The sequence below is a fragment of the Nonomuraea sp. NPDC047897 genome, from assembly GCF_043204415.1.
GTDB lineage: Bacteria > Actinomycetota > Actinomycetes > Streptosporangiales > Streptosporangiaceae > Nonomuraea.
This window is the reverse complement of record NZ_JBIDCC010000014.1, coordinates 55,864-73,159: the sequence shown is the minus strand read 5'-3', so window position 1 is coordinate 73,159 and position 17,296 is coordinate 55,864. Positions and strand designations below refer to the sequence as shown.

The following is a 17,296-nucleotide window of genomic DNA, read 5'->3' as shown; positions in this document are numbered from 1 at the left end:
GACATACCTCCGCCATACCGCGTCTCCGTATGGTCTCACCTCGACGGGAAATCAACGGAGGGAACCATATGAAGATCATGCGTACCGCGGTCGTCCTCGGGGCCATGGGGGCCGTGGCCATGATGGGCGCGCCCGCGCCCGCGTCGGCGTCGGTGACCGCGTCCGCCTCGGCGTCCGCGCCGGCGGCGTCGGTGACCACGTCGGCAGCCAAGGCCCTCGTCGCGACCTGTTCGAAGGGGTCCTACAGGCTGAAGGTGACCGTCACCTACATCGACACGACGTATGGGCACCGCTTCAGCCGTGTCCACTGGACGGCCTCCGGAGGCCCCACCACGGTCAAGGTCAGCCTCGTCCAGGATCGGGGCGGCCTTCCGGACGCCGAGTTCCTGGCGACCGTGATCACGGGCAACGCCGGCAGCAGGGCGATCTCGGCGACCCGGCCGAGGGCGCATCGGGTCTTCGTGAAGCTGGCCGGTAGGAACGGTGTCACGAGCTGCGTCGGGAAGAGCGGCGTCATTTGATCCGGACCGCCCGCCCCGCCGTCGCGAGAGACGGCGGGCGCCGGCGGGCCAATCGCGCCCACGCCAGACTTCGCGGACCCGGCGAACGCGCGAACGCCCAGCTCAAAGGCTGGAAGATCCTGCGAAAGTTACGCTACAGCCCTTCCAAGGCCGGCCACCTCTGTAAGGCCATCGCCGTCCTTCAGAACCACCGTGTCGCCCACGCCGCCCGAGGATGAAAATCATTCAGGGTGTACGCCAAGTGCATCGACGGCCAACGCGAGGTCGCCAATCAGCGCATCCTGGATGCCCTCGTCGCGTGACAGCTCACCTGGCAGCGGGACCCCGAGACGCCTCGGGGTCCTTCGTCGTGTCGGCCCCCGGAATGCCTCCGGAACGCCGCCGAATCTCAGAGCCGACCTGGAGAAACGCGCCGAGATCCATTCCGCGTATGTTCCGCGACGCCTGGCATACGGCTGCTTCGGACGGCATTCACCTGCCTACGGGCCACACGCAGCATCAAGGTGAAAGCCCAGCTCAGGGCCAGAATGCGAGGCGAGGAGTGGTAGGGCGCCCGGGGCTCGAACCCGGAACCTACGGATTAAAAGTCCGCAGCTCTGCCAATTGAGCTAACGCCCCATGCACAGCAAGGGTACAGAGACTACCGCCTGGTACGCGACGTCGTAACGGCCCTCATCACAGTAACGGATGGGGCTTCCCGCCGGTTTCCGGCGAGAAGCCCGCAAGCTCACCGATAGGCCGCGATCCCCGTGAGCGCCTCGCCCAGGACCAGCGTGTGGATCTCCTCCGTGCCCTCGTACGTCAGCACCGACTCCAGGTTGTTCATGTGCCGGATCACCGGGTACTCCAGGGTGATTCCGTTGCCGCCCAGCACCGAGCGGGACTGGCGGGCGATGTCGAGCGCCGCGCGGACGTTGGCCAGCTTGCCGAAGCTGACCTGGCGCGGCTCCAGCCGCCCGGCGTCCTTCAGCTCGCCCAGGTGGAAGGCGGTCAGGGACGCCTGCGTCATCCCGACGTACATCCAGGCCAGCTTCTCCTGGGTGAGCTGGAAGGCGCCGATCGGTTTGCCGAACTGCACGCGCGTCTTGGCGTACTCGACCGCGGCCTCCAGGCATGACCGGGCGGCGCCCACGACGCCCCACAGGATGCCGAAGCGGGCCTCCGTGAGGCACGACAGCGGGCCCTTGAGGCCCGTGACGCCGGGCAGAACGGCGGAGCCGGGCAGCCGGACGTCGTCGAGGTACAGCGACGAGGTGATCGACGCTCTCAGGGACAGCTTCTTGTGGATCTCGGGGGCGGAGAAGCCGGGCGTGTCGGTGGGCACCACGAACCCGCGGACACCCTCGTCGGTCTGCGCCCACACCACGGCCACGTCGGCGACGGAACCGTTGGTGATCCACATCTTGGAGCCGTTGAGCACCCAGTCGGAGCCGTCGCGCTTGGCGTAGGTGCGCATGCCGGCCGGGTCGGAGCCGTGGTCGGGCTCGGTGAGGCCGAAGCAGCCGATCGCCTCGCCGGCCGCCATCCGGGGCAGCCACTCCTGCTTCTGCTCTTCGGAGCCGTACCGCCAGATGGGGAACATCGCGAGCGAGCCCTGTACCGACACGAACGAGCGCAGGCCCGAGTCGCCGGCTTCCAGCTCGCGGCAGGCCACGCCGTAGGAGACGGCGTCGGTGCCGGCGCAGCCGTAGCCCTCCAGGTGCATGCCGAGCAGGCCGAGCGAGCCCAGCTCGGGCGCCAGCTCACGCGCTGGGAAGGTGCCCTCCTCGAACCAGTCGGCCACGTGCGGCAGGACCCGGTCGGCGACGAACGACGTCACCGTGTCGCGGATCAACCGCTGGTCACCGCTGAGCCGGTCGTCGACGCGCAGCAGGTCGTCCATGCCGTGTCCTTCCTTCGCGTAAGGGACTACCAGGGTTCTACCAGGGGGAATCCCGATGTGCGAACGCCCTGCGCAGGGGCAGTCTGGAGGCATGAACGAAAAGAGCATCAAGCAGCTGCGCAGGACCCGCGACGGCCGGATCATCGCCGGCGTCTGCTCGGGCGTCGGACACTACCTCGGCATCGACGCCAACCTGATCCGCATCGGACTGGCGATCGCGACGCTGTTCGGCGGGATGGGGATCGGCGTGTACGCGATCGGCTGGCTGCTCATGCCGGACGAGGGCAGCGACTCCTCCATCGTCCAGGATCTCATCAACAAGCAGCAGGCCAAGTCCACGTCCGCCGACACCTGGCAGGGCACCACCGACACCTGGGACGACCGGCCGAAGACCCAGCAGTGATCAGGTGGTGGCCGGGGCACCGGCACGGGCGTCCTTGTCACGGCGGGACTCGGCCCAGACCAGGGCCAGCGCGACCGCGCACACCACTCCCACGACGCCGGCGAGCGCGATCACCGGCTCGGGGCCGAGTCTCTCCGCCGCCAGCCCGCCCAGCAGGATCCCGGCGCCCTGTACGGCCATCAGCCCCGACTGCACCAGGCCGAACGCCTGCCCACGACGTTCGGCGGGCACCCGCTGGACGAACGCGGCGTTGGCCGCGAGCTGGTAGGCGCCTCCGATCCCCGACAGGACCCACGCCGCCAGCACCACGGCCAGCGGCGGCCGCAGCGCGGTCACCACGAGCGGCAGGCAGCTCAGAGTGGCCAGCCAGCCCATCATCCGCAGCCGTCTCGACGGCGCGACGAACCTGCTGAACACGAACGCCCCCACCACCGTCCCCAGCGGCATCGCCGCCATCAGTAGGCCGGTGATCACCGGCACCGGCAGCGTGCCGGTGTAGAGCCGCGCGGCGTACGGCGCGGCCAGCCCCTCCGGCAGGATGTAGAACCCGCACAGCCACGCGAACAGCACCAGCGTGCGCAGCCTCCGATCGCCGAACACCAGCCGCGCGCCGGCCCTGGTCGTCGTCCACATGGACGCCTTCGGGCCGTCGGAGCTCGCGGCCGGGCGCCGCCGTACGCCGGTGACCAGGATCAGCGCGGAGCCGAGGAACGTCGCCGCGTCGAGCGCCAGCGCCCGGTAGGGGCCCATGCCGGCGATCACCGCCCCGCCCGCGGCGAACCCCAGCATCTGCACGGCCTGGTTGGTCATGTTCTGCAACGCGGAGCCGACCACGTACCGGTCGCCCTCCAGCACCTCGGGCAGCAACGCCGCGCGGGCCGCCGAGAACGGCGCGCTGAGCAGCACGACCAGGAACACCAGCCCGCACAACAGCCAGAACGGCATGCCCGGCAGCGCCATCACGGAGACCAGCGCGGCCCGGGCCAGGTCGCAGGCCAGCATCACGCCCCGGCGGGCGAACCGGTCGGCCAGGCCGGCCAGCACCGGCCCGCCCACGATGGACGGCAGGTAGGTCAGGGCGTAGACGGCGGCGGTCGCCAGCGGCGAGCCGGTGCGGTCGTAGACGAGCACCGCGAGCGCCACCTGGGCGAGCTGGTCGCCCAGCAGCGACAGGCCCTGGCCGTACCAGAGCGCGCGGAACTCGCTGATGGCGATGACCTCGCCGTAGGTGGCGTGATGGTCTCCAGCACGGCGATGCCGCCCCGGCAGCCGTCGCGTCCGCATGGCCCCCATTGGACTCCGCTGTGCCTGACTGAGCGTGTTCAGTATGTCACCTAAGGTGCCTGAACCCGGCCCGCACCGCAAGCGGAAGCGGTCAACCCGCCGGGCGGATCACCAGCCCAGCTCGTGCAGTCTCTGGTCGTCGATGCCGAAGTGGTGGCCCACCTCGTGCACGACCGTGATGCGCACCTCGTCGACCACGTCGTCCTCCGTGTCGCACACTCGGCAGATCGAATGACGGTAGATCTCGATCCGGTCGGGCAGAACCCCTGAGTACCAGTCGCCGCGCTCGGTTAGGGGGACACCTGTGTAGAGGCCCAGCAGGTCCGGCTCGGGGGGTTCGTCGACCACCGTGACGACGACATTGCTCATCGCCTGCGTCAGCTCGGGTGGGATCGTGTCGAGCGCCTCGGCCACGAGCTCCTCGAACCTCTCCCGCGATACGTCGATCACAGTTGCCATTCTGCCCCGCTGGTCAGGTAAGTCCGTATGAAGTTCGTCCGCAGCTTGAACGCAGTCATCCGCTCACGCGCGTCGAGGGCGCTGGTCGTGCTTCTCGTCGCCGCCGTCGGGGCCTGGCTGGGGATCTTCCTCAGCGGCACCGTCAGGACCCAGATCGGGCCCGTGGAGACCGGGATGTCGCTCCGCCCGGCGTGGGGCGGCGAGACCGTCGTCGACGCCAGCCCGTTGGGCACGCTGACCTTCCGCACCCACGACGCCCCGCTGCGCCTGCGCATCACGCTGGAGAACATCGACCAGGAGCGCGCCAAGTCGCTGCTCGAGGACCCGCGGCTGGCCGACCGCCTCCCCGAGATCGTCGAGCGCGATCTGCTCGACGGAGTGCGGGCGCTGGTCATCCGCTCGCTGCTGTGCGCCGGCGCGGGGGCGCTGCTGGCCGTCCTCATGGTCTACCGGCGCCCGCGCGTCGCCCTGTCGGGCCTGCTGGCCGCCGCCGTGGGGCTCGCCGCCACGGGTGCCCTCGCGGCGCTCACGTTCCGGCCCGGCTCGCTGGTGGAACCGCGCTACTCCGGCCTGGTGGCCGCCGCGCCGTCCCTGGTCGGTAGCGCCGAGTCGATCGTGACGAAGTTCGAGTCGTACCGGTCGCAGCTCACCAAGCTCGTGACGAACGTCTCCAAGCTGTACGACACGGTCTCGACATTGCCCGTGTACGACGCGGACCCGCGTTCCATCCGGGTGCTCCACGTGTCGGACATCCACATCAACCCCATCGGCTGGAACGTCATCCGCTCTTTGAAGGACCAGTTCTCCGTGGACCTGATCGTCGACACCGGCGACATCTCCGACCACGGCACCAAGGCCGAGAACAAGTTCGTCGAGGAGATCGGCCGCCTCGGCGTGCCGTACGTGTTCGTCCGCGGGAACCACGACTCGATGGTCACGCAGCAGGCCGTGGCCAGGCAGAAGAACGCCGTCGTGCTGGACGACCGGACCCGGACGGTCGCGGGCCTGAAGATCTACGGGCTCGGCGATCCCCGCTTCACCCCGGACAAGTCGGTGGCGGCCGACGCGGATCCGGCCAACCTGCGGCAGTACGGCCGCGCCCGCGTCCCCAACCTGGCCGGGGCCGACCTGGTCGCCGTGCACGACGACATCGTCGCCCGCGGCTTCTCCGGCGCCACCCCGCTCGTCCTGGCCGGGCACGCCCACAAGCGGTCCACCGCGCTCCTGCCCACCGGCACCCGCGTCATGGTCCAGGGCTCCACCGGCGGCGCCGGCCTGCGCGCCCTCGAACACGCCGCGCCCACCCCCGTCCAGGCCTCCGTCCTCTACTTCGACCGGGAGACCAGACGCCTGCAGGCCTGGGACGACATCACGCTGGGCGGGCTCGGGGAGCAGTCGGTGTACGTCCAGCGTCACGTGGAGGACGAGCCTGGACGTATGATTTCCCCTGAGCCAACGAACGCCCCGTCGCCAACGGGGACCGTGAGCGGCTCCCCGACGCCGGCCGCCGGCCCGCCACTTTGGCATCAGGGGCGATCGTCCCCTATGCTTCAGAGGTCTCCGACGGAAGGCGACAGGGAATCCTAAGCCCCCATCGTCTAGCGGCCTAGGACACCGCCCTTTCAAGGCGGCGGCACGGGTTCGAATCCCGTTGGGGGCACCGCGACGCGCCTGGCGCACCGGGAAACGGATGGTCGAAGACCTCCGAAAGACTGGTAAGCTAAACGAGTCGCAAGGCAAGGAAAGACAACGCAAGGTCCTGTAGAGCAGTTTGGAGTGCTCGCCACCCTGTCAAGGTGGAGGTCGCGGGTTCAAGTCCCGTCAGGACCGCTCTGGGTCAGGTAGCTCAGTTGGTACGAGCGTCCGCCTGAAAAGCGGAAGGTCGGCGGTTCGACCCCGCCCCTGACCACCTCACACGACCAGCCAAGATGCCCCGAAGCGAAGATCGCTCCGGGGCGTTTTCGCGTCTACTGACGGCAACGCCAGACGGATGGTCGCCCGCGGGGAGCGAATCAGGAAGCCATGAGGCCCACGATGTACCTGACAGGGCGAGTCGAGTAGACCTCGGGGGTGCCCATTCCGGTGGTCAGGCGGAAGATCGGCTCCAGTGGGCGGCTACCAGGCGCCCTTCGCAAGGGATCCTGGATTCCGCGGCCCGATCTGAGGGATCAGATAATCTGATTCCATGAAGGTGATGACTGCCACTGAAGCGTCTCGCAGCTTCGCGACGGTTCTCGATGAGGTCGAGCATGGGGAAACGATCGTGGTGACTCGCGGTGGGAAGCAGATCGCTGTGATCGGCCCAGCGCCTACAGCGCCGGGACGGATGGTCAAGGCGTTTCTGGCAAGCAGGGCGGGGACGTTGGACGCCGATTTCGAAGCTGACGTAGCGGCGGCCCGCGAGGTGATCGACAACGAGATGAGGGGCACATGGCCCGACGCCTGATCCTTGACACCGGTGTGCTCATTGCCGCCGAGCGAGGCAAGGCATCCGTGGACGCGGTCATAGGAGACGCCGATGACGTGGCGATCTCGGCGATCACTGTGGCCGAGTTGCTTGTCGGCGTGGAACTGGCCGATGCGGCACGACGGCCCGATCGGCAGGCCTTTGTGGATGAAGTTCTCGCGTTGATCCCTGTCGAGGAGTACACGACGGACGTGGCCAGAGTCCACGCCCGTCTTCTGGCGCATGTCCGGCGAAAGGGCAAGTCTCGAGGCGCGTACGATCTGCTGATCGCAGCTACGGCTGTGGCCACCGCGAGAACGGTGCTGACGATGGATGCGTCTGCTGCATTCGACGATCTCCCGGGCGTGCGCGCTCAGGTAGTACCTCGCTGAACGCCGACGACAACCCTGACTGCAACGTTCATTACCGTAGCCATACGTTCCTCGTCGGCCTGGCGGAAAAGCTCGGTCAGCTTCTTCCTGGCGTCCTCTTGGGTCCGGGCTGAGCCCTGCACGCGCTTCACCGTTCCAGTGGTGGCCTGGATGAAGTCGGCGTACCCGTTCCTTCCGAGGCCAGATGCTTCCTTCACTGTCGAGTCCGGCAAAGGCTCCATCGTCATCCCGCCCTGCAACCAGGACGCGTAGACCCTACTTGTAGGGTCGGCCCCATGCCTGATGCGATCACCGTCCGCCCCGCGGAACCCGGTGACGGGGACGTCCTCGGCGAGATCCACGCCCTGTCCTGGGGTGTCTCCCACGGCCCGTTCTGCACGCCGAAGGTCGCCGCGGCCGGGATCGAGGAACGGCGCACCAAGTGGCACGGCATTCTGGCCGAGGGCGGGGAGGGGATCCTGCTGGCGCACTTGAACGAGCGGCCGGCGGCCTTCGCCTGGTTCGGGACCTCCACCTCCCGCCCCGGCCTCGCGGAGATCCACACCTTCTTCGCCCACCCAGACGTCTGGGGCAGCGGCATCTCGATGGTCCTGTTGACGGCTGTGTTGGACCGAGTGCGAGACGCCGGATACGACGACGTGCATCTGTGGACCCTCCGGGACTCCGCCCAAGCACGCCGCTTCTACGCCAAGAACGGCTTCGCCGAGACCGGCAGGACCCACGACCACGACTTCGGCGACGGCCCGCCACTTGCCCTGGTCGAGCTGGAACGAGCCGTACCGGGCCTCGCAGGCGGCTCTCAGGGCTCCCGCTGAGCTGACTACCGCACCAGTCGGATGATCACGCACGTCCTGAGCACGACGTGTCACGTGGCCTCGATGTTGCTGTGGCCGGCGGCGTCGCGGACGACCTGGGGCGGGAAGCCGAGGGTGAGTAGGAGCGTCGCGCAGGTGCGGCGGAAGCGCATCTCGCCGAGGCTGTGGCGTCGTGGTGCGCCCGGGCCCATTCCGGCTTTGATGTACATCATTGTGTACACTGATGATATGAAGGTGATGACCATGTCCGAATCGCGGGCCAACTACGCCGCCACCCTCGACGCCGTCATCGACGACCAGGAAGAAGTCCTCATCACCCGCCCTGGCGGAGAAGGCGTCGTCATGGTGTCGCAGCGCGAATACGAGTCGATGCGCGAGACGCTCTATCTGATGGCCTCTCCCGTCAACCGCAGGCGTCTGTCGGAGGCGGTCGCCCGTTTGGAGGCCGGAGGTGGCGCCGTCCGCGAACTGGCCGACGAGGACGCCATCTCATGAAGATCCTTTTCGATGAACTTGCCTGGGAGGACTACTGCTTCTGGCAGCGCGAAGATCGACGCATCCTCAAACGGATCAACCAGCTGATCGCCGACATAGGCCGCAACGAGAACGAAGGCATCGGCAAACCGGAGCCGCTCAAGTACGAATGGTCCGGCTACTGGTCCCGGCGTATCACCTCAGAACACCGGCTCGTCTACCGTGTCAACGACGACACCATCATGATCGCCGCCTGTCGATACCACTACGAGAAGTAGCGCCCGTCGAGCCGACAAACCCCAGCATCTCGCCCGCTTTCGACGGCGCGTCGGGGCTTCGCGCTGCCTGCGCTGCAAGGCATCCTTGGCGCAGGGGGCCATCGGCGCCGCCGGTCCGCGCCCAGGGCTGAATGATCACCTGGACCTGATGTCTCGCGGCCGAGCGCGGCAAGGCGTCCGTGGACGCGGTGACCGCGACCCTGCCCTTCACGTCGGGTGCGGGTGGTGGCGATCATTCCCTCATGGCTATCAAGCGCGTGGACGAACACGTCGAGATCCGTTCTCTCGGGAATGTCGTCCTCTACAGGGAAGATCTTCAGGGCATCGCTCGCTTGATGGGCGAACTGGGCGGGCTGGAGATCCGGTGCGCGGGGTTCGCCGCCACGGGGCCGGGGGACTTCGACGAACTCCCTGAGCGCCTCGGCGAGGTCTGTATGAGCGCTGGGCAAGGCTCTGCCGCTCGTCTCGACGTACGGCTCGACCGAGGTGCCGCGGCTCTGGTGTTGACGGAACCCGACACGCGCAGCTATGGCATCGCCTTCCGGATCGACGAGATCTGCGCGGCGCGACGCCGTGGCAGGTTCGGGTGGCCGTTCCGCCAGGACGGGGCTCACCTGATCAACGCCTACCGCCGCGACCGGCCCTCGTTCTTCCAGCGCACCCGGGATGACTGGATCACCGGTTCGGTGATGGCGGCCGTCGGTGGGGTCATCGGATACTTCGTGAACGAGATCACGTGAGCGACCTGCGGTCAGGCTGGTTCCAGCAGGGGTCACAGGTTCGGCGAGCTCGGTGTCAGGGGGTGGTCGGGGAGGCATCGGGGCGTGCCGTGCAGCTCGTCCACGACGACCCGGCCCGCCACGCCGAACACCTCGGCCAGCAACCGTGGCGTGATCACCTGGCCGGGCGGGCCGTCGGCGTGCACCCGGCCCTGGTGCAGCGCGACGACCCGTTCGGCGAAGCGGGCGGCGTGGTCGATCTCGTGCAGGACGGCGACGACGGTCAGGCCGCGGGTGGCGCGCAGCTCGCGGACCAGGCTGAGGACCTCCAGTTGGTGGCGGAGGTCGAGATGGGCGGTCAGCTCGTCGAGCAGCAGGACGGGCGCCCGCTGGGCGACGGCCAGGGCGAGCCGGACGCGCTGACGCTCGCCGCCCGACAGGGTGTCGAGGACGCGGTCGGCCAGGTGGGCCACGCCGGTGAGGTCGAGGGCCTGGTCGGCGTGGTGGTCGGCGTCGGGCTCCCACAGCATGCCGAGGGCGCCGCGGGTGGGGAAGCGGCCCTGCCGGACGAGCTGGCGCACGGTCAGCCCCGGCACCGGGGGCAGGGTCTGGTGCAGGACGGCGACCCGGCGGGCCACCTCGCGGCGGGAGAGCCCGGACAGTGGGACGCCGTCCAGCAGGACGGTTCCCTCGGTGGGGCCGAGCAGCCCGGCGAACATCTTGAGCAGGGTGCTCTTGCCGCAGCCGTTCACGCCGACGAGGGCGACGAACTCGCCCGAGGAGACGGTCAGGTCGACCCCCGACAGCACCGGATCGCCGCCGTAGGAGAACGCCAGGCCGCGGGCCTCGATGGTGGTCATGGGGTCCTTTCTCTGCGGACGAGCGCTATCAGGACGGCGGCGCCGGCCAGGGCGGTGACCACGCCGGTCGGCACGCCGACGCGCTGGGCCAGCACGCCGCCGGAGACCAGCCGGGTGAGGACCTGGGCGAGGGCGTCGGCGCAGATGAGGGCGACCGCGCCGGTCAGGGCGGCGGCGGGGACACCGGCGCGGGGCTCGCGGCGGGCCAGCCACCGGGCGGCGTGCGGGACGGCCAGCCCGACGAACGCGACCGCTCCGGCCAGGCCCGCCGCGCCCGCCGTCAGCGCGACCGCGCCGGCCAGGGCCGCCGCGCGCGCCGCGTGCGGGGGCAGTCCGAGCGAGGCGGCGTGATCGTCACCCCCGGCGAGTACGGCCAGCGCCGGCGAGCACGCCCACATGACGGCGATCCAGGCGACGATCCACCAGCTCACCACGCCGAGGTGATCCCACACCCGGCCCTCGGCCGAACCGACCAGCCAGCGCAGCGCGTTGCCGAAACGGGCCGGCTGGTAGGCGAGCAGCATGGTGCTGAGCCCGGCGAGCACGGCCGAGCACAGCAGGCCGCCGGCGATGAGCCGTTCGGGGCCGCCGCGTGCGGTGAACACCCAGCTCAGCACGCCGCCTACGGCTCCGCCGAGCACGGCGGCGGCCAGGGTGCCCGCCGGGGAGTCGGCGGGTACGACTCCGGACGCCACCCCGGCGAGCACGCCCAGCACCGCCCCGGGGTTGACGCCGGTGAACTCGGGGGCCGCCAGCGGGTTGCGGAGCGCTCCCTGCAGCACCAGCCCGGCCACGCCCAGCGCCGCCCCGGTGAGCGCGGCGGTCAGCAGGCGCGGCAGTCCGAGCTCCCAGACGATCCGCTCCGCCAGGCCGTGCGGCGAGCCGTCGAGCACGCCCGCCAGCGTGCGGGGCGCGACGCCGGGGGAGAGCAGGTGCGCCACGGCCGCCGCCACGACGAGGACCGCGACGCAGAGCATCGCGACGAAAGGCATCCCAGGAACACCAGGCCGAACGCCGTCCGTCCGCTTCGGGCCGTTCGTGTCTGCGGTCGGTGGGGGAGCGGGCCGGTTCGGGCTGTTCGTGTGTGCGGTCGGTGGGGGAGCGGGTGGGTTGGGGTTGTTCGTGTGTGCGGTCGGTGGGGGAGCGGGCCGGTTGGGGCCGTTCATGGCCGCGCCCGATGGCGGAGCAGGGCGGTGCCGACGAGGACGCCGGCGAGTGCCGTCCAGGCGCCCAGCGGGGTCTCGACCGGCGCGAACGCCAGCCGGGCGACCAGATCGGCCGCCACCGTGACGGCCGCGCCGAGCGCCGCCGTCCAGGGCAGCCACGTGCGCGCCCCACCGTACGGGCGCAGCCGCCTGGCCAGCAGCGGAGCGACGAAGCCCACCCACGCCACGGGGCCGCACGGGCCGGCCACGGAGCCGACGAGCAGCGCGGCGACGGCGAGCACGCCGAGCCGGGCGGCCCGGACACGGCTGCCGAGCGCGGCCGCCGCCTCGTCGCCGAGCCGCAGCAGGTTCAGGGCGGGAACGCAGGCCGGTGCGAGGAGCGCCGCGACGGCGAACCAGGGGAGCACCCGGCCGGCCTGCTCCCACATGAGGCCGTTCAGGCTGCCGACGAGGTAGCGGAACAGCAGGTCGTACTGGAGCCGGTCGGCCGTGGCGAGCACCGCCAGCATGAGTGCCTGGATCCCGGTCGACACGGCCGCCCCGACCAGCAGCACCCCCTGGGCGCTGCGCGCCGTGCCGGCCACGGCCAGCGTCACCGCGCCCCCGGCGACGGCCCCGGCGAGCCCGGCGACGGGGTGCAGCGCGACCGGCACCGGCAGCGCCCACACCACGCACACCACCACCGCCAGCGCCGCCCCGGCGGACACGCCCGCCAGTTCGGGCACGGCCAGCGGGTTGCGCAGCGCCTCCTGCAGCAGCAGCCCGGCCACGCCCACGGCGGCGCCGCCGAGCAGGCCGACGAGGACGCGGGGCAGGCGCAGCTCCCAGAGCACGACGTACTCCAGCGACGCGGGATCGGCGAGCACGGCGGGCAGGCGCTGCGGCGCGATGGACGGCGTGCCGAGGCAGAGCCCCGCCGCGACGAGCGCGGCCAGCACCCCGGCTGTGACGAGCACGGCCGGCGCCGCGCCCACCACGGTGGACGCCGGCGACCGGCCGCGGGCCGCCAGGCGGGCGCCGGTCACCCCGCGGCCTTCGCGATCGCCTCGTCGAGGATGATCCCGAACGCCCTGGTGCCCCGTCCGGAGGCCCACAGCTCGGGCCGCACCTCGAACACCTTGCCGTGGGCGACGGCCGGGATGCGCTTCCACACGGGGTTGTCCCGGTAGGTCTCGGTCACGGGCTTGCCGCCGCCGAACGCGAACGACTGCACGAAGATGACCTGCGGGGCCTTGGCGAGGATCTCCTCGACGCTGTAGGCCTGCGCGGTCTCGAAGCCGCCGCCCTTGCTGGGCCACGGGTAGGCGAAGAACCCGGACAGGAACCCGCCCAGCACGTCGTCGGTGGTGTTGACGCCCACGGACGTGCTGCCGTACATGGCCAGGGCGGTCACCCGGTCGAGTCCCTTGGCGCGCGAGGTGGCGAGGCCGGCGGCGAGCTTGGCGCGGAAGCGGTTCTCGGCTTCGGCCTGCTGCGTTCCGCGCCCGGTGAGCGCGGCGAGGGCGCGCAGGTGGGCGACGGAGTCCTCGTGGCCGCCCACCTTCACCACCCACAGCGGCGCGAACTTCTCCACCGCCGCCCGGAGCTGGTCGTGCACTCCGGCCAGGCCGATGACCAGGTCGGGCTCGGCCCTGGCGATGGCAGCGGCGTCCTCGGCGCCGAACCCGCCGGGGATCACGGGTACCCGGGCCGCCGCCGCGCCCAGGTAGTCGGGTCGCGACAGCAGTTTCGGTGTGGCCGTCGCGGCGGGGGTCAGGCCCAGCTCGACGAGCATGTCGTCGCAGATGCCGGTCAGGCAGACGATCCTCCGGGGGGCCTTGGGCAGGGTGAGGGCCTTGCCGGACGCGTCGGTGACGGTCAGCGAAGGCGTGACCGGCGTCGCGGGGGCGGTCGTGGTGGCGGCCGGTCGAGGGCTGCTCGCGGAGGTGTTCGCGGGGGCGTCCTGTCGTCCGCAGGCCGCCATCGCGGCCGTGAGCAGCAGCAACACCGCCACACCGGTACGAATCACCGTCAAGCCTCCCCAAAAAGGTGAAAATGGTTCCGGTAATGATTACCATTTGCCGCTGTGTGTGCAAAGTCCTTCCTCAGAAGCGGCCGTCGCCGGTGATGGTCCATCGGCGGCTGCTCCAGCTCGCCGGCGACGTGCGGGCCCCCGTGGCCGCCTGCGCCGGCGTGGGGCTCGCCGTCTCCGCCGCCTACGTGTCGCAGGCGCTGCTGCTCGCCGCCGCCCTGAGCGAGCTGGCCGCCGGCCGGTACGGCGCCGCGGCCATCCCCCTGGCCTGGGCGTTCGCCGCCATCGCGGTGCGCGGGGTGCTGCTGTGGACGCGGGAGAGCGTGGCCGCGTGGGCGGGCGCGCTGATCCGGGCCCGGCTGCGCGACCGGCTGGTGGCCCGCCTCGGCGCGCTCGGGCCCGCCCACCTGACCGCAGCGCGGACGGGGCGCGTGCAGACCACGCTCGTGGACGGCGTCGAGGGCCTGGACGCCTACTTCAGCCGCTACCTGCCCCAGGTCGTCGTGACCTGCTGCGTGCCCGTGGCGCTGGTCGGCTGGCTGTTCACCGTGCACGCCCCCGCGGCCGGCGTGCTGGCGGCGGCGGTCGGCGGCGTGCTCGTCGTGCCGAGGTTCTGGGACGCCACCCTGCTGCGCCGGGGCCGGACCCGATGGACGGCGTTCGCCGAGCTGGCCGCCGACTACCTGGAGGCGCTGCAGGGCATGGCCACGCTGCGCGCCTTCGGCGCGGTCGGCCGGATCGGCGCCAAGCTGGCCGCCCGCGCCCGCGCCCTCTACCTGACGACGATGGGCCAGCTCAGGATCTCCCTGGTGGAGAGCGGGCTCAGCGCCTTCTTCGTCCAGGCGGGCACCGCCGGCGCGGTCCTGGCCGTCGCCGTGACGCCGGGCGACCCGTGGAGCGCGTTCGCGGTGCTGCTGGTGGCCGTCGAGTGCTTCCGGCCCGTACGCGGCCTGTCGGACTCGTGGCATGCCGGATACCTGGGCCTGACGGCGGCCGACGGCCTGGAGGAGCTGCTGTCGGCGCGGCCGGCGGTCCGCGACGGGGGCACGGTCACCGCGTTCCCGGCCCGGCCGGAGATCAGGTTCGACCGGGTCGCCTTCACCTACCCGGGCTCCGGGCGGCCGGCCGTACGGGACGTCTCGTTCACCGTCCCGGCGGGGGAGACCGTCGCGGTGGTGGGTCCGTCCGGCGCGGGCAAGTCCACGCTGGCCGCGCTGCTCCAGCGCCACCACGACCCCGACGCCGGCGTCATCACGGTGGGTGGCCTGCCGCTGGCGGAGCTGACCTTGGCCACGCTGCGCGCCGGGATCGCCGTGGTGGCCCAGGACACCTACCTGTTCCACGGCACGGTGGCCGACAACCTGCGGCTGGCCCGCCCCGACGCCTCCGACGCCGACCTGGAGCGCGCCGCGCGGCTGGCACACGCCCACGACTTCGTCGCCGCGCTGCCGCAGGGGTACGCGACCCCGCTGGGTGAGCGCGGCGCCACCCTGTCCGGCGGGCAGCGGCAGCGGCTGGCCATCGCCCGCGCCCTGCTGGCGGACGCTCCCGTGCTGCTCCTGGACGAGGCCACCTCCCACGTGGACCCGCGTACCGAGGAGGCGCTGGCCAGGCTGCGCCGCGGCCGTACCTGCCTGCTCATCGCCCACCGCCTGGCCCTGGTCAGGGACGTGAGCCGGATCGTCGTGCTGGACGCGGGCGCGGTGACCGAGAGCGGCGACCACGCCGCGCTGACCGCCGCGGCCGGCGGCTACCACCGTCTGCTCGCCGCCCAGGAGGTGTCCCCGTGACCCCTCCCAGTGCGCCGATGCGGTGGCTGGCGGGGGCCGTGGGCGGTCACCGTCGCGCCTTCACGGCCACCCTCGTCGCCAACCTCGTCGGCCAGACCGCGACCCTGGCGGCCGCCGCGGGCGCGGCCTGGCTGCTCGGCCGGGTCGTCACCGGCCAGGCGTCCCCGCTGGGGCCGCTCGCCGCCGTGCTCGCCGTCCTCGTGCTGGTGGTGACGCTGGCGACCTGGTGGGAGATGTACGTCTCGCACGATCTGGCCTACCTCGTCCTGGCGGGGCTGCGCGGCCAGGTGTACGACGCGGTGGCCAGGATCGCCCCGGCCCGGCTGCTCGGACGGCGCACCGGCGACCTGTCCGCCGCCCTGCTGTCGGACGTGGAGACGTTGGAGTGGCTGTTCGCCCACACCCTCGCCCAGCTCGTCACCGGCTCGGTGGTGCTCGCCGCGGGCACGGCCGTCGCGGCGGCGCTGCACCCGTGGCTGCTCGCCGTCTGCCTGCCGGTCGCGCTGTGCGTGCTCACGCTCCCGCTGTGGCTGCGCCGCCTGTCACGCCGGCACGGTGACGAGCTGCGCGCGGCCACGGCGGAGCTGACCTCCGACGTCGTGGACACCGTTCAGGGGCTGCGGGAGCTGACCGCGTTCGGGGCGCTCGACCGGCGCAGGGAGCTGCTGGCCCGGCGCACGCGCGCCCTGGCCCGCGCCCAGGCCGCGGCGGCGGCGCGCGGCGGGGCGGAGGCGGCCCTGATCGACGCGCTGCTGGCGCTGGCGGCGGCGGGGACGCTGCTGGTCGTGGCGCTGCTGGTGCGCTCCGGCGAGCTGGCCGTGGCCGACGGCCCGCTCGCGATGGTCGTCGCGGCGGGGTCGCTCGGCCCGGCCGCCCAGGTGGCGACGCTGCTCAAGGAGTACGGCACGCTGCGGGCGGCCGCCGGGCGGGTGCACGCCCTCGTCACCGCACCGGCCAACGTCGCCGAGCCGCGCGACCCGGTGCCGCCCGCCGAGCCGTACGCCGTGGTCTTCGAGGACGTGCGGTTCCGCTACACCCCGGACGGCCCCGAGGTGCTGCGCGGCGTGTCGTTCACCGTCGCCCCCGGCCGGACGGTCGCCCTCGTGGGCGCCTCCGGCGCGGGCAAGTCCACCTGCGTGTCGCTGCTGCTGCGCTACTGGGATCCTGACGGCGGGCGCATCCTGCTCGGCGGCGTCCCGCTGGACCGCGTCGCCGACCTGCCGGCCCACGTCAGCGTGGTGCCGCAGGACGTGCACCTGTTCGCCGGCACGGTGGCGGACAACGTGCGCCTCGGCGCCCCCGGAGCCGACGTGACGTCGGCGCTGCGCACGGCGCAGCTCGACCTGGACCCGGACACGACCGCCGGCGAGCGCGGTGTCGCCCTGTCGGGCGGGCAGCGGGCGCGCGTCGCCATCGCCAGGGCCCTCGCCGGTGACCCGCCCGTGCTCGTCCTCGACGAGGCGGTGGCCAACCTCGACCCGGAGAACGAGGCCCGCCTCGCCCGTGCCCTGGAGGCGGCGGCCGCGCGCCGGGCCACGCTAGTCGTCGCCCACCGGCCGGCCACGATCCGCCGGGCCGACCACATCGTGCTGCTGGAGGATGGCCGGGTGGCCGAACAGGGCGGCTACGCCGAGCTGATGTCCCGGCCCGGCAGCCGGCTGGCCCGTTTGCTCAACCTGGAACCGTCCGGTGCGGGAATCGACCCGGAGCGGGGGCCGTTGTCCTGAACGCGGACCCGCTCCCGGGTCGGCCCGGACGAGACGCGCCGTACCCGGACTGCCAAGACGACGCTCCCT

Annotated in this window: 18 protein-coding genes, 4 tRNA genes, 1 pseudogene and 1 riboswitch; of the genes and pseudogenes, 15 read left to right on the top strand and 8 right to left on the bottom strand. The window is 71.8% G+C overall.

Annotated elements, in window-relative coordinates; translation table 11 throughout:
* Positions 1-68: 68 nt before the first annotated feature.
* Together ACGF0J_RS28915 and ACGF0J_RS28910 are read left to right on the top strand one after the other, a co-directional pair.
* Positions 69-521 carry a hypothetical protein gene (locus ACGF0J_RS28915; RefSeq protein ID WP_393150658.1) on the top strand — a complete coding sequence of 151 codons (453 nt, stop codon included), beginning with the start codon at positions 69-71 and terminating at the stop codon, positions 519-521.
* Positions 512-739, top strand: a pseudogene (locus ACGF0J_RS28910) (transposase family protein); the annotation flags it as partial. The gene ACGF0J_RS28915 and the pseudogene ACGF0J_RS28910, both read left to right, overlap by 10 nt.
* Before the next feature lie 324 nt (positions 740-1,063).
* Here ACGF0J_RS28910 and ACGF0J_RS28905 read toward each other — a convergent pair.
* Both ACGF0J_RS28905 and ACGF0J_RS28900 read right to left on the bottom strand, forming a co-directional pair.
* A tRNA-Lys gene (locus tag ACGF0J_RS28905) sits at positions 1,064-1,139 on the bottom strand.
* Positions 1,140-1,248: 109 nt separating this feature from the next.
* Complete coding sequence (locus ACGF0J_RS28900; RefSeq protein WP_393150656.1) at positions 1,249-2,403, bottom strand: acyl-CoA dehydrogenase family protein; 1,155 nt, start codon at positions 2,401-2,403, stop codon at positions 1,249-1,251.
* A gap of 91 nt (positions 2,404-2,494) precedes the next feature.
* Between ACGF0J_RS28900 and ACGF0J_RS28895 the strand changes: the two genes are divergently transcribed.
* Positions 2,495-2,806 (top strand): PspC domain-containing protein, encoded by a 312-nt coding sequence (locus ACGF0J_RS28895; RefSeq protein ID WP_393150654.1) that lies wholly within the window; start codon positions 2,495-2,497, stop codon positions 2,804-2,806.
* Here the strand turns inward: ACGF0J_RS28895 and ACGF0J_RS28890 are convergent, their stop codons facing one another.
* Entirely contained in the window at positions 2,807-4,090 is a 1,284-nt protein-coding gene (locus ACGF0J_RS28890; RefSeq protein ID WP_393150652.1) for an MFS transporter, read from the bottom strand. It lies immediately after the preceding gene.
* A gap of 108 nt (positions 4,091-4,198) precedes the next feature.
* Positions 4,199-4,549 carry a metallopeptidase family protein gene (locus ACGF0J_RS28885; RefSeq protein ID WP_393150650.1) on the bottom strand — a complete coding sequence of 117 codons (351 nt, stop codon included), beginning with the start codon at positions 4,547-4,549 and terminating at the stop codon, positions 4,199-4,201.
* A gap of 45 nt (positions 4,550-4,594) precedes the next feature.
* Between ACGF0J_RS28885 and ACGF0J_RS28880 the strand changes: the two genes are divergently transcribed.
* The 10 genes from ACGF0J_RS28880 (at position 4,595) to ACGF0J_RS28835 (ending at position 9,694) form a co-directional block, all read left to right on the top strand.
* The gene (locus ACGF0J_RS28880; RefSeq protein WP_393150648.1) at positions 4,595-6,136 is read left to right on the top strand and encodes a metallophosphoesterase; all 1,542 of its coding nucleotides are present in this window, start codon (positions 4,595-4,597) and stop codon (positions 6,134-6,136) included.
* A tRNA-Glu gene (locus ACGF0J_RS28875) sits at positions 6,137-6,209 on the top strand.
* A 95-nt stretch (positions 6,210-6,304) separates the two neighbouring features.
* Positions 6,305-6,379 (top strand) — tRNA-Asp (locus ACGF0J_RS28870).
* A gap of 5 nt (positions 6,380-6,384) precedes the next feature.
* Positions 6,385-6,458 (top strand) — tRNA-Phe (locus tag ACGF0J_RS28865).
* 276 nt (positions 6,459-6,734) lie between these two features.
* The gene (locus ACGF0J_RS28860) at positions 6,735-6,995 is read left to right on the top strand and encodes a type II toxin-antitoxin system Phd/YefM family antitoxin (protein WP_393150646.1); all 261 of its coding nucleotides are present in this window, start codon (positions 6,735-6,737) and stop codon (positions 6,993-6,995) included.
* The gene (locus tag ACGF0J_RS28855) at positions 6,980-7,387 is read left to right on the top strand and encodes a PIN domain-containing protein (RefSeq protein ID WP_393150644.1); all 408 of its coding nucleotides are present in this window, start codon (positions 6,980-6,982) and stop codon (positions 7,385-7,387) included. Before ACGF0J_RS28860 ends, ACGF0J_RS28855 begins: the two co-directional genes overlap by 16 nt.
* A 275-nt stretch (positions 7,388-7,662) precedes the next feature.
* Positions 7,663-8,202, top strand: coding sequence for a GNAT family N-acetyltransferase (locus ACGF0J_RS28850; RefSeq protein ID WP_393150642.1), 540 nt, complete (start codon positions 7,663-7,665; stop codon positions 8,200-8,202).
* A 201-nt stretch (positions 8,203-8,403) separates the two neighbouring features.
* Positions 8,404-8,697, top strand: coding sequence for a type II toxin-antitoxin system Phd/YefM family antitoxin (locus tag ACGF0J_RS28845; RefSeq protein ID WP_393151000.1), 294 nt, complete (start codon positions 8,404-8,406; stop codon positions 8,695-8,697).
* Positions 8,694-8,954, top strand: a complete 261-nt coding sequence (locus tag ACGF0J_RS28840; RefSeq protein ID WP_393150640.1) for a Txe/YoeB family addiction module toxin — start codon at positions 8,694-8,696, stop codon at positions 8,952-8,954. The genes ACGF0J_RS28845 and ACGF0J_RS28840 overlap by 4 nt, the downstream gene beginning before the upstream one ends.
* Positions 8,955-9,196: 242 nt before the next feature.
* Positions 9,197-9,694: a hypothetical protein gene (locus ACGF0J_RS28835; RefSeq protein WP_393150638.1), complete on the top strand. Its 498-nt coding sequence runs from the start codon at positions 9,197-9,199 to the stop codon at positions 9,692-9,694.
* Positions 9,695-9,726: 32 nt separating this feature from the next.
* Here ACGF0J_RS28835 and ACGF0J_RS28830 read toward each other — a convergent pair whose 3' ends face one another.
* From ACGF0J_RS28830 to ACGF0J_RS28815, 4 genes are all read right to left on the bottom strand, one after another.
* Entirely contained in the window at positions 9,727-10,533 is an 807-nt protein-coding gene (locus ACGF0J_RS28830) for an ABC transporter ATP-binding protein (RefSeq protein ID WP_393150636.1), read from the bottom strand.
* Positions 10,530-11,525 (bottom strand): FecCD family ABC transporter permease, encoded by a 996-nt coding sequence (locus tag ACGF0J_RS28825; protein ID WP_393150634.1) that lies wholly within the window; start codon positions 11,523-11,525, stop codon positions 10,530-10,532. The genes ACGF0J_RS28830 and ACGF0J_RS28825 overlap by 4 nt, the downstream gene beginning before the upstream one ends.
* A gap of 170 nt (positions 11,526-11,695) precedes the next feature.
* Positions 11,696-12,724, bottom strand: coding sequence for a FecCD family ABC transporter permease (locus tag ACGF0J_RS28820; protein WP_393150632.1), 1,029 nt, complete (start codon positions 12,722-12,724; stop codon positions 11,696-11,698).
* The gene (locus tag ACGF0J_RS28815) at positions 12,721-13,707 is read right to left on the bottom strand and encodes an ABC transporter substrate-binding protein (protein WP_393150630.1); all 987 of its coding nucleotides are present in this window, start codon (positions 13,705-13,707) and stop codon (positions 12,721-12,723) included. The genes ACGF0J_RS28820 and ACGF0J_RS28815 overlap by 4 nt, the downstream gene beginning before the upstream one ends.
* A gap of 98 nt (positions 13,708-13,805) precedes the next feature.
* Here ACGF0J_RS28815 and ACGF0J_RS28810 point away from each other — a divergent pair, with 98 nt between their 5' ends.
* Together ACGF0J_RS28810 and ACGF0J_RS28805 are read left to right on the top strand one after the other, a co-directional pair.
* Positions 13,806-15,500, top strand: coding sequence for an ABC transporter ATP-binding protein/permease (locus ACGF0J_RS28810; protein ID WP_393150998.1), 1,695 nt, complete (start codon positions 13,806-13,808; stop codon positions 15,498-15,500).
* Positions 15,497-17,227, top strand: coding sequence for an ABC transporter ATP-binding protein (locus ACGF0J_RS28805; RefSeq protein ID WP_393150628.1), 1,731 nt, complete (start codon positions 15,497-15,499; stop codon positions 17,225-17,227). The genes ACGF0J_RS28810 and ACGF0J_RS28805 overlap by 4 nt, the downstream gene beginning before the upstream one ends.
* A riboswitch (guanidine-III (ykkC-III) riboswitch) is annotated at positions 17,228-17,294 on the top strand.
* Positions 17,295-17,296: the final 2 nt, after the last annotated feature.

What these genes read in the sequence shown, in the direction of transcription:
- ACGF0J_RS28915 (WP_393150658.1), top strand. Translation starts at nt 69, where the DNA reads ATGAAGATCATGCGTACCGCGGTCGTCCTCGGGGCCATGGGGGCCGTG.
- ACGF0J_RS28900 (WP_393150656.1), bottom strand. Translation starts at nt 2,403, where the DNA reads ATGGACGACCTGCTGCGCGTCGACGACCGGCTCAGCGGTGACCAGCGG.
- ACGF0J_RS28895 (WP_393150654.1), top strand. Translation starts at nt 2,495, where the DNA reads ATGAACGAAAAGAGCATCAAGCAGCTGCGCAGGACCCGCGACGGCCGG.
- ACGF0J_RS28890 (WP_393150652.1), bottom strand. Translation starts at nt 4,090, where the DNA reads ATGCGGACGCGACGGCTGCCGGGGCGGCATCGCCGTGCTGGAGACCAT.
- ACGF0J_RS28885 (WP_393150650.1), bottom strand. Translation starts at nt 4,549, where the DNA reads ATGGCAACTGTGATCGACGTATCGCGGGAGAGGTTCGAGGAGCTCGTG.
- ACGF0J_RS28860 (WP_393150646.1), top strand. Translation starts at nt 6,735, where the DNA reads ATGAAGGTGATGACTGCCACTGAAGCGTCTCGCAGCTTCGCGACGGTT.
- ACGF0J_RS28855 (WP_393150644.1), top strand. Translation starts at nt 6,980, where the DNA reads ATGGCCCGACGCCTGATCCTTGACACCGGTGTGCTCATTGCCGCCGAG.
- ACGF0J_RS28850 (WP_393150642.1), top strand. Translation starts at nt 7,663, where the DNA reads ATGCCTGATGCGATCACCGTCCGCCCCGCGGAACCCGGTGACGGGGAC.
- ACGF0J_RS28845 (WP_393151000.1), top strand. Translation starts at nt 8,404, where the DNA reads ATGTACATCATTGTGTACACTGATGATATGAAGGTGATGACCATGTCC.
- ACGF0J_RS28840 (WP_393150640.1), top strand. Translation starts at nt 8,694, where the DNA reads ATGAAGATCCTTTTCGATGAACTTGCCTGGGAGGACTACTGCTTCTGG.
- ACGF0J_RS28835 (WP_393150638.1), top strand. Translation starts at nt 9,197, where the DNA reads ATGGCTATCAAGCGCGTGGACGAACACGTCGAGATCCGTTCTCTCGGG.
- ACGF0J_RS28830 (WP_393150636.1), bottom strand. Translation starts at nt 10,533, where the DNA reads ATGACCACCATCGAGGCCCGCGGCCTGGCGTTCTCCTACGGCGGCGAT.
- ACGF0J_RS28825 (WP_393150634.1), bottom strand. Translation starts at nt 11,525, where the DNA reads ATGCCTTTCGTCGCGATGCTCTGCGTCGCGGTCCTCGTCGTGGCGGCG.
- ACGF0J_RS28810 (WP_393150998.1), top strand. Translation starts at nt 13,806, where the DNA reads ATGGTCCATCGGCGGCTGCTCCAGCTCGCCGGCGACGTGCGGGCCCCC.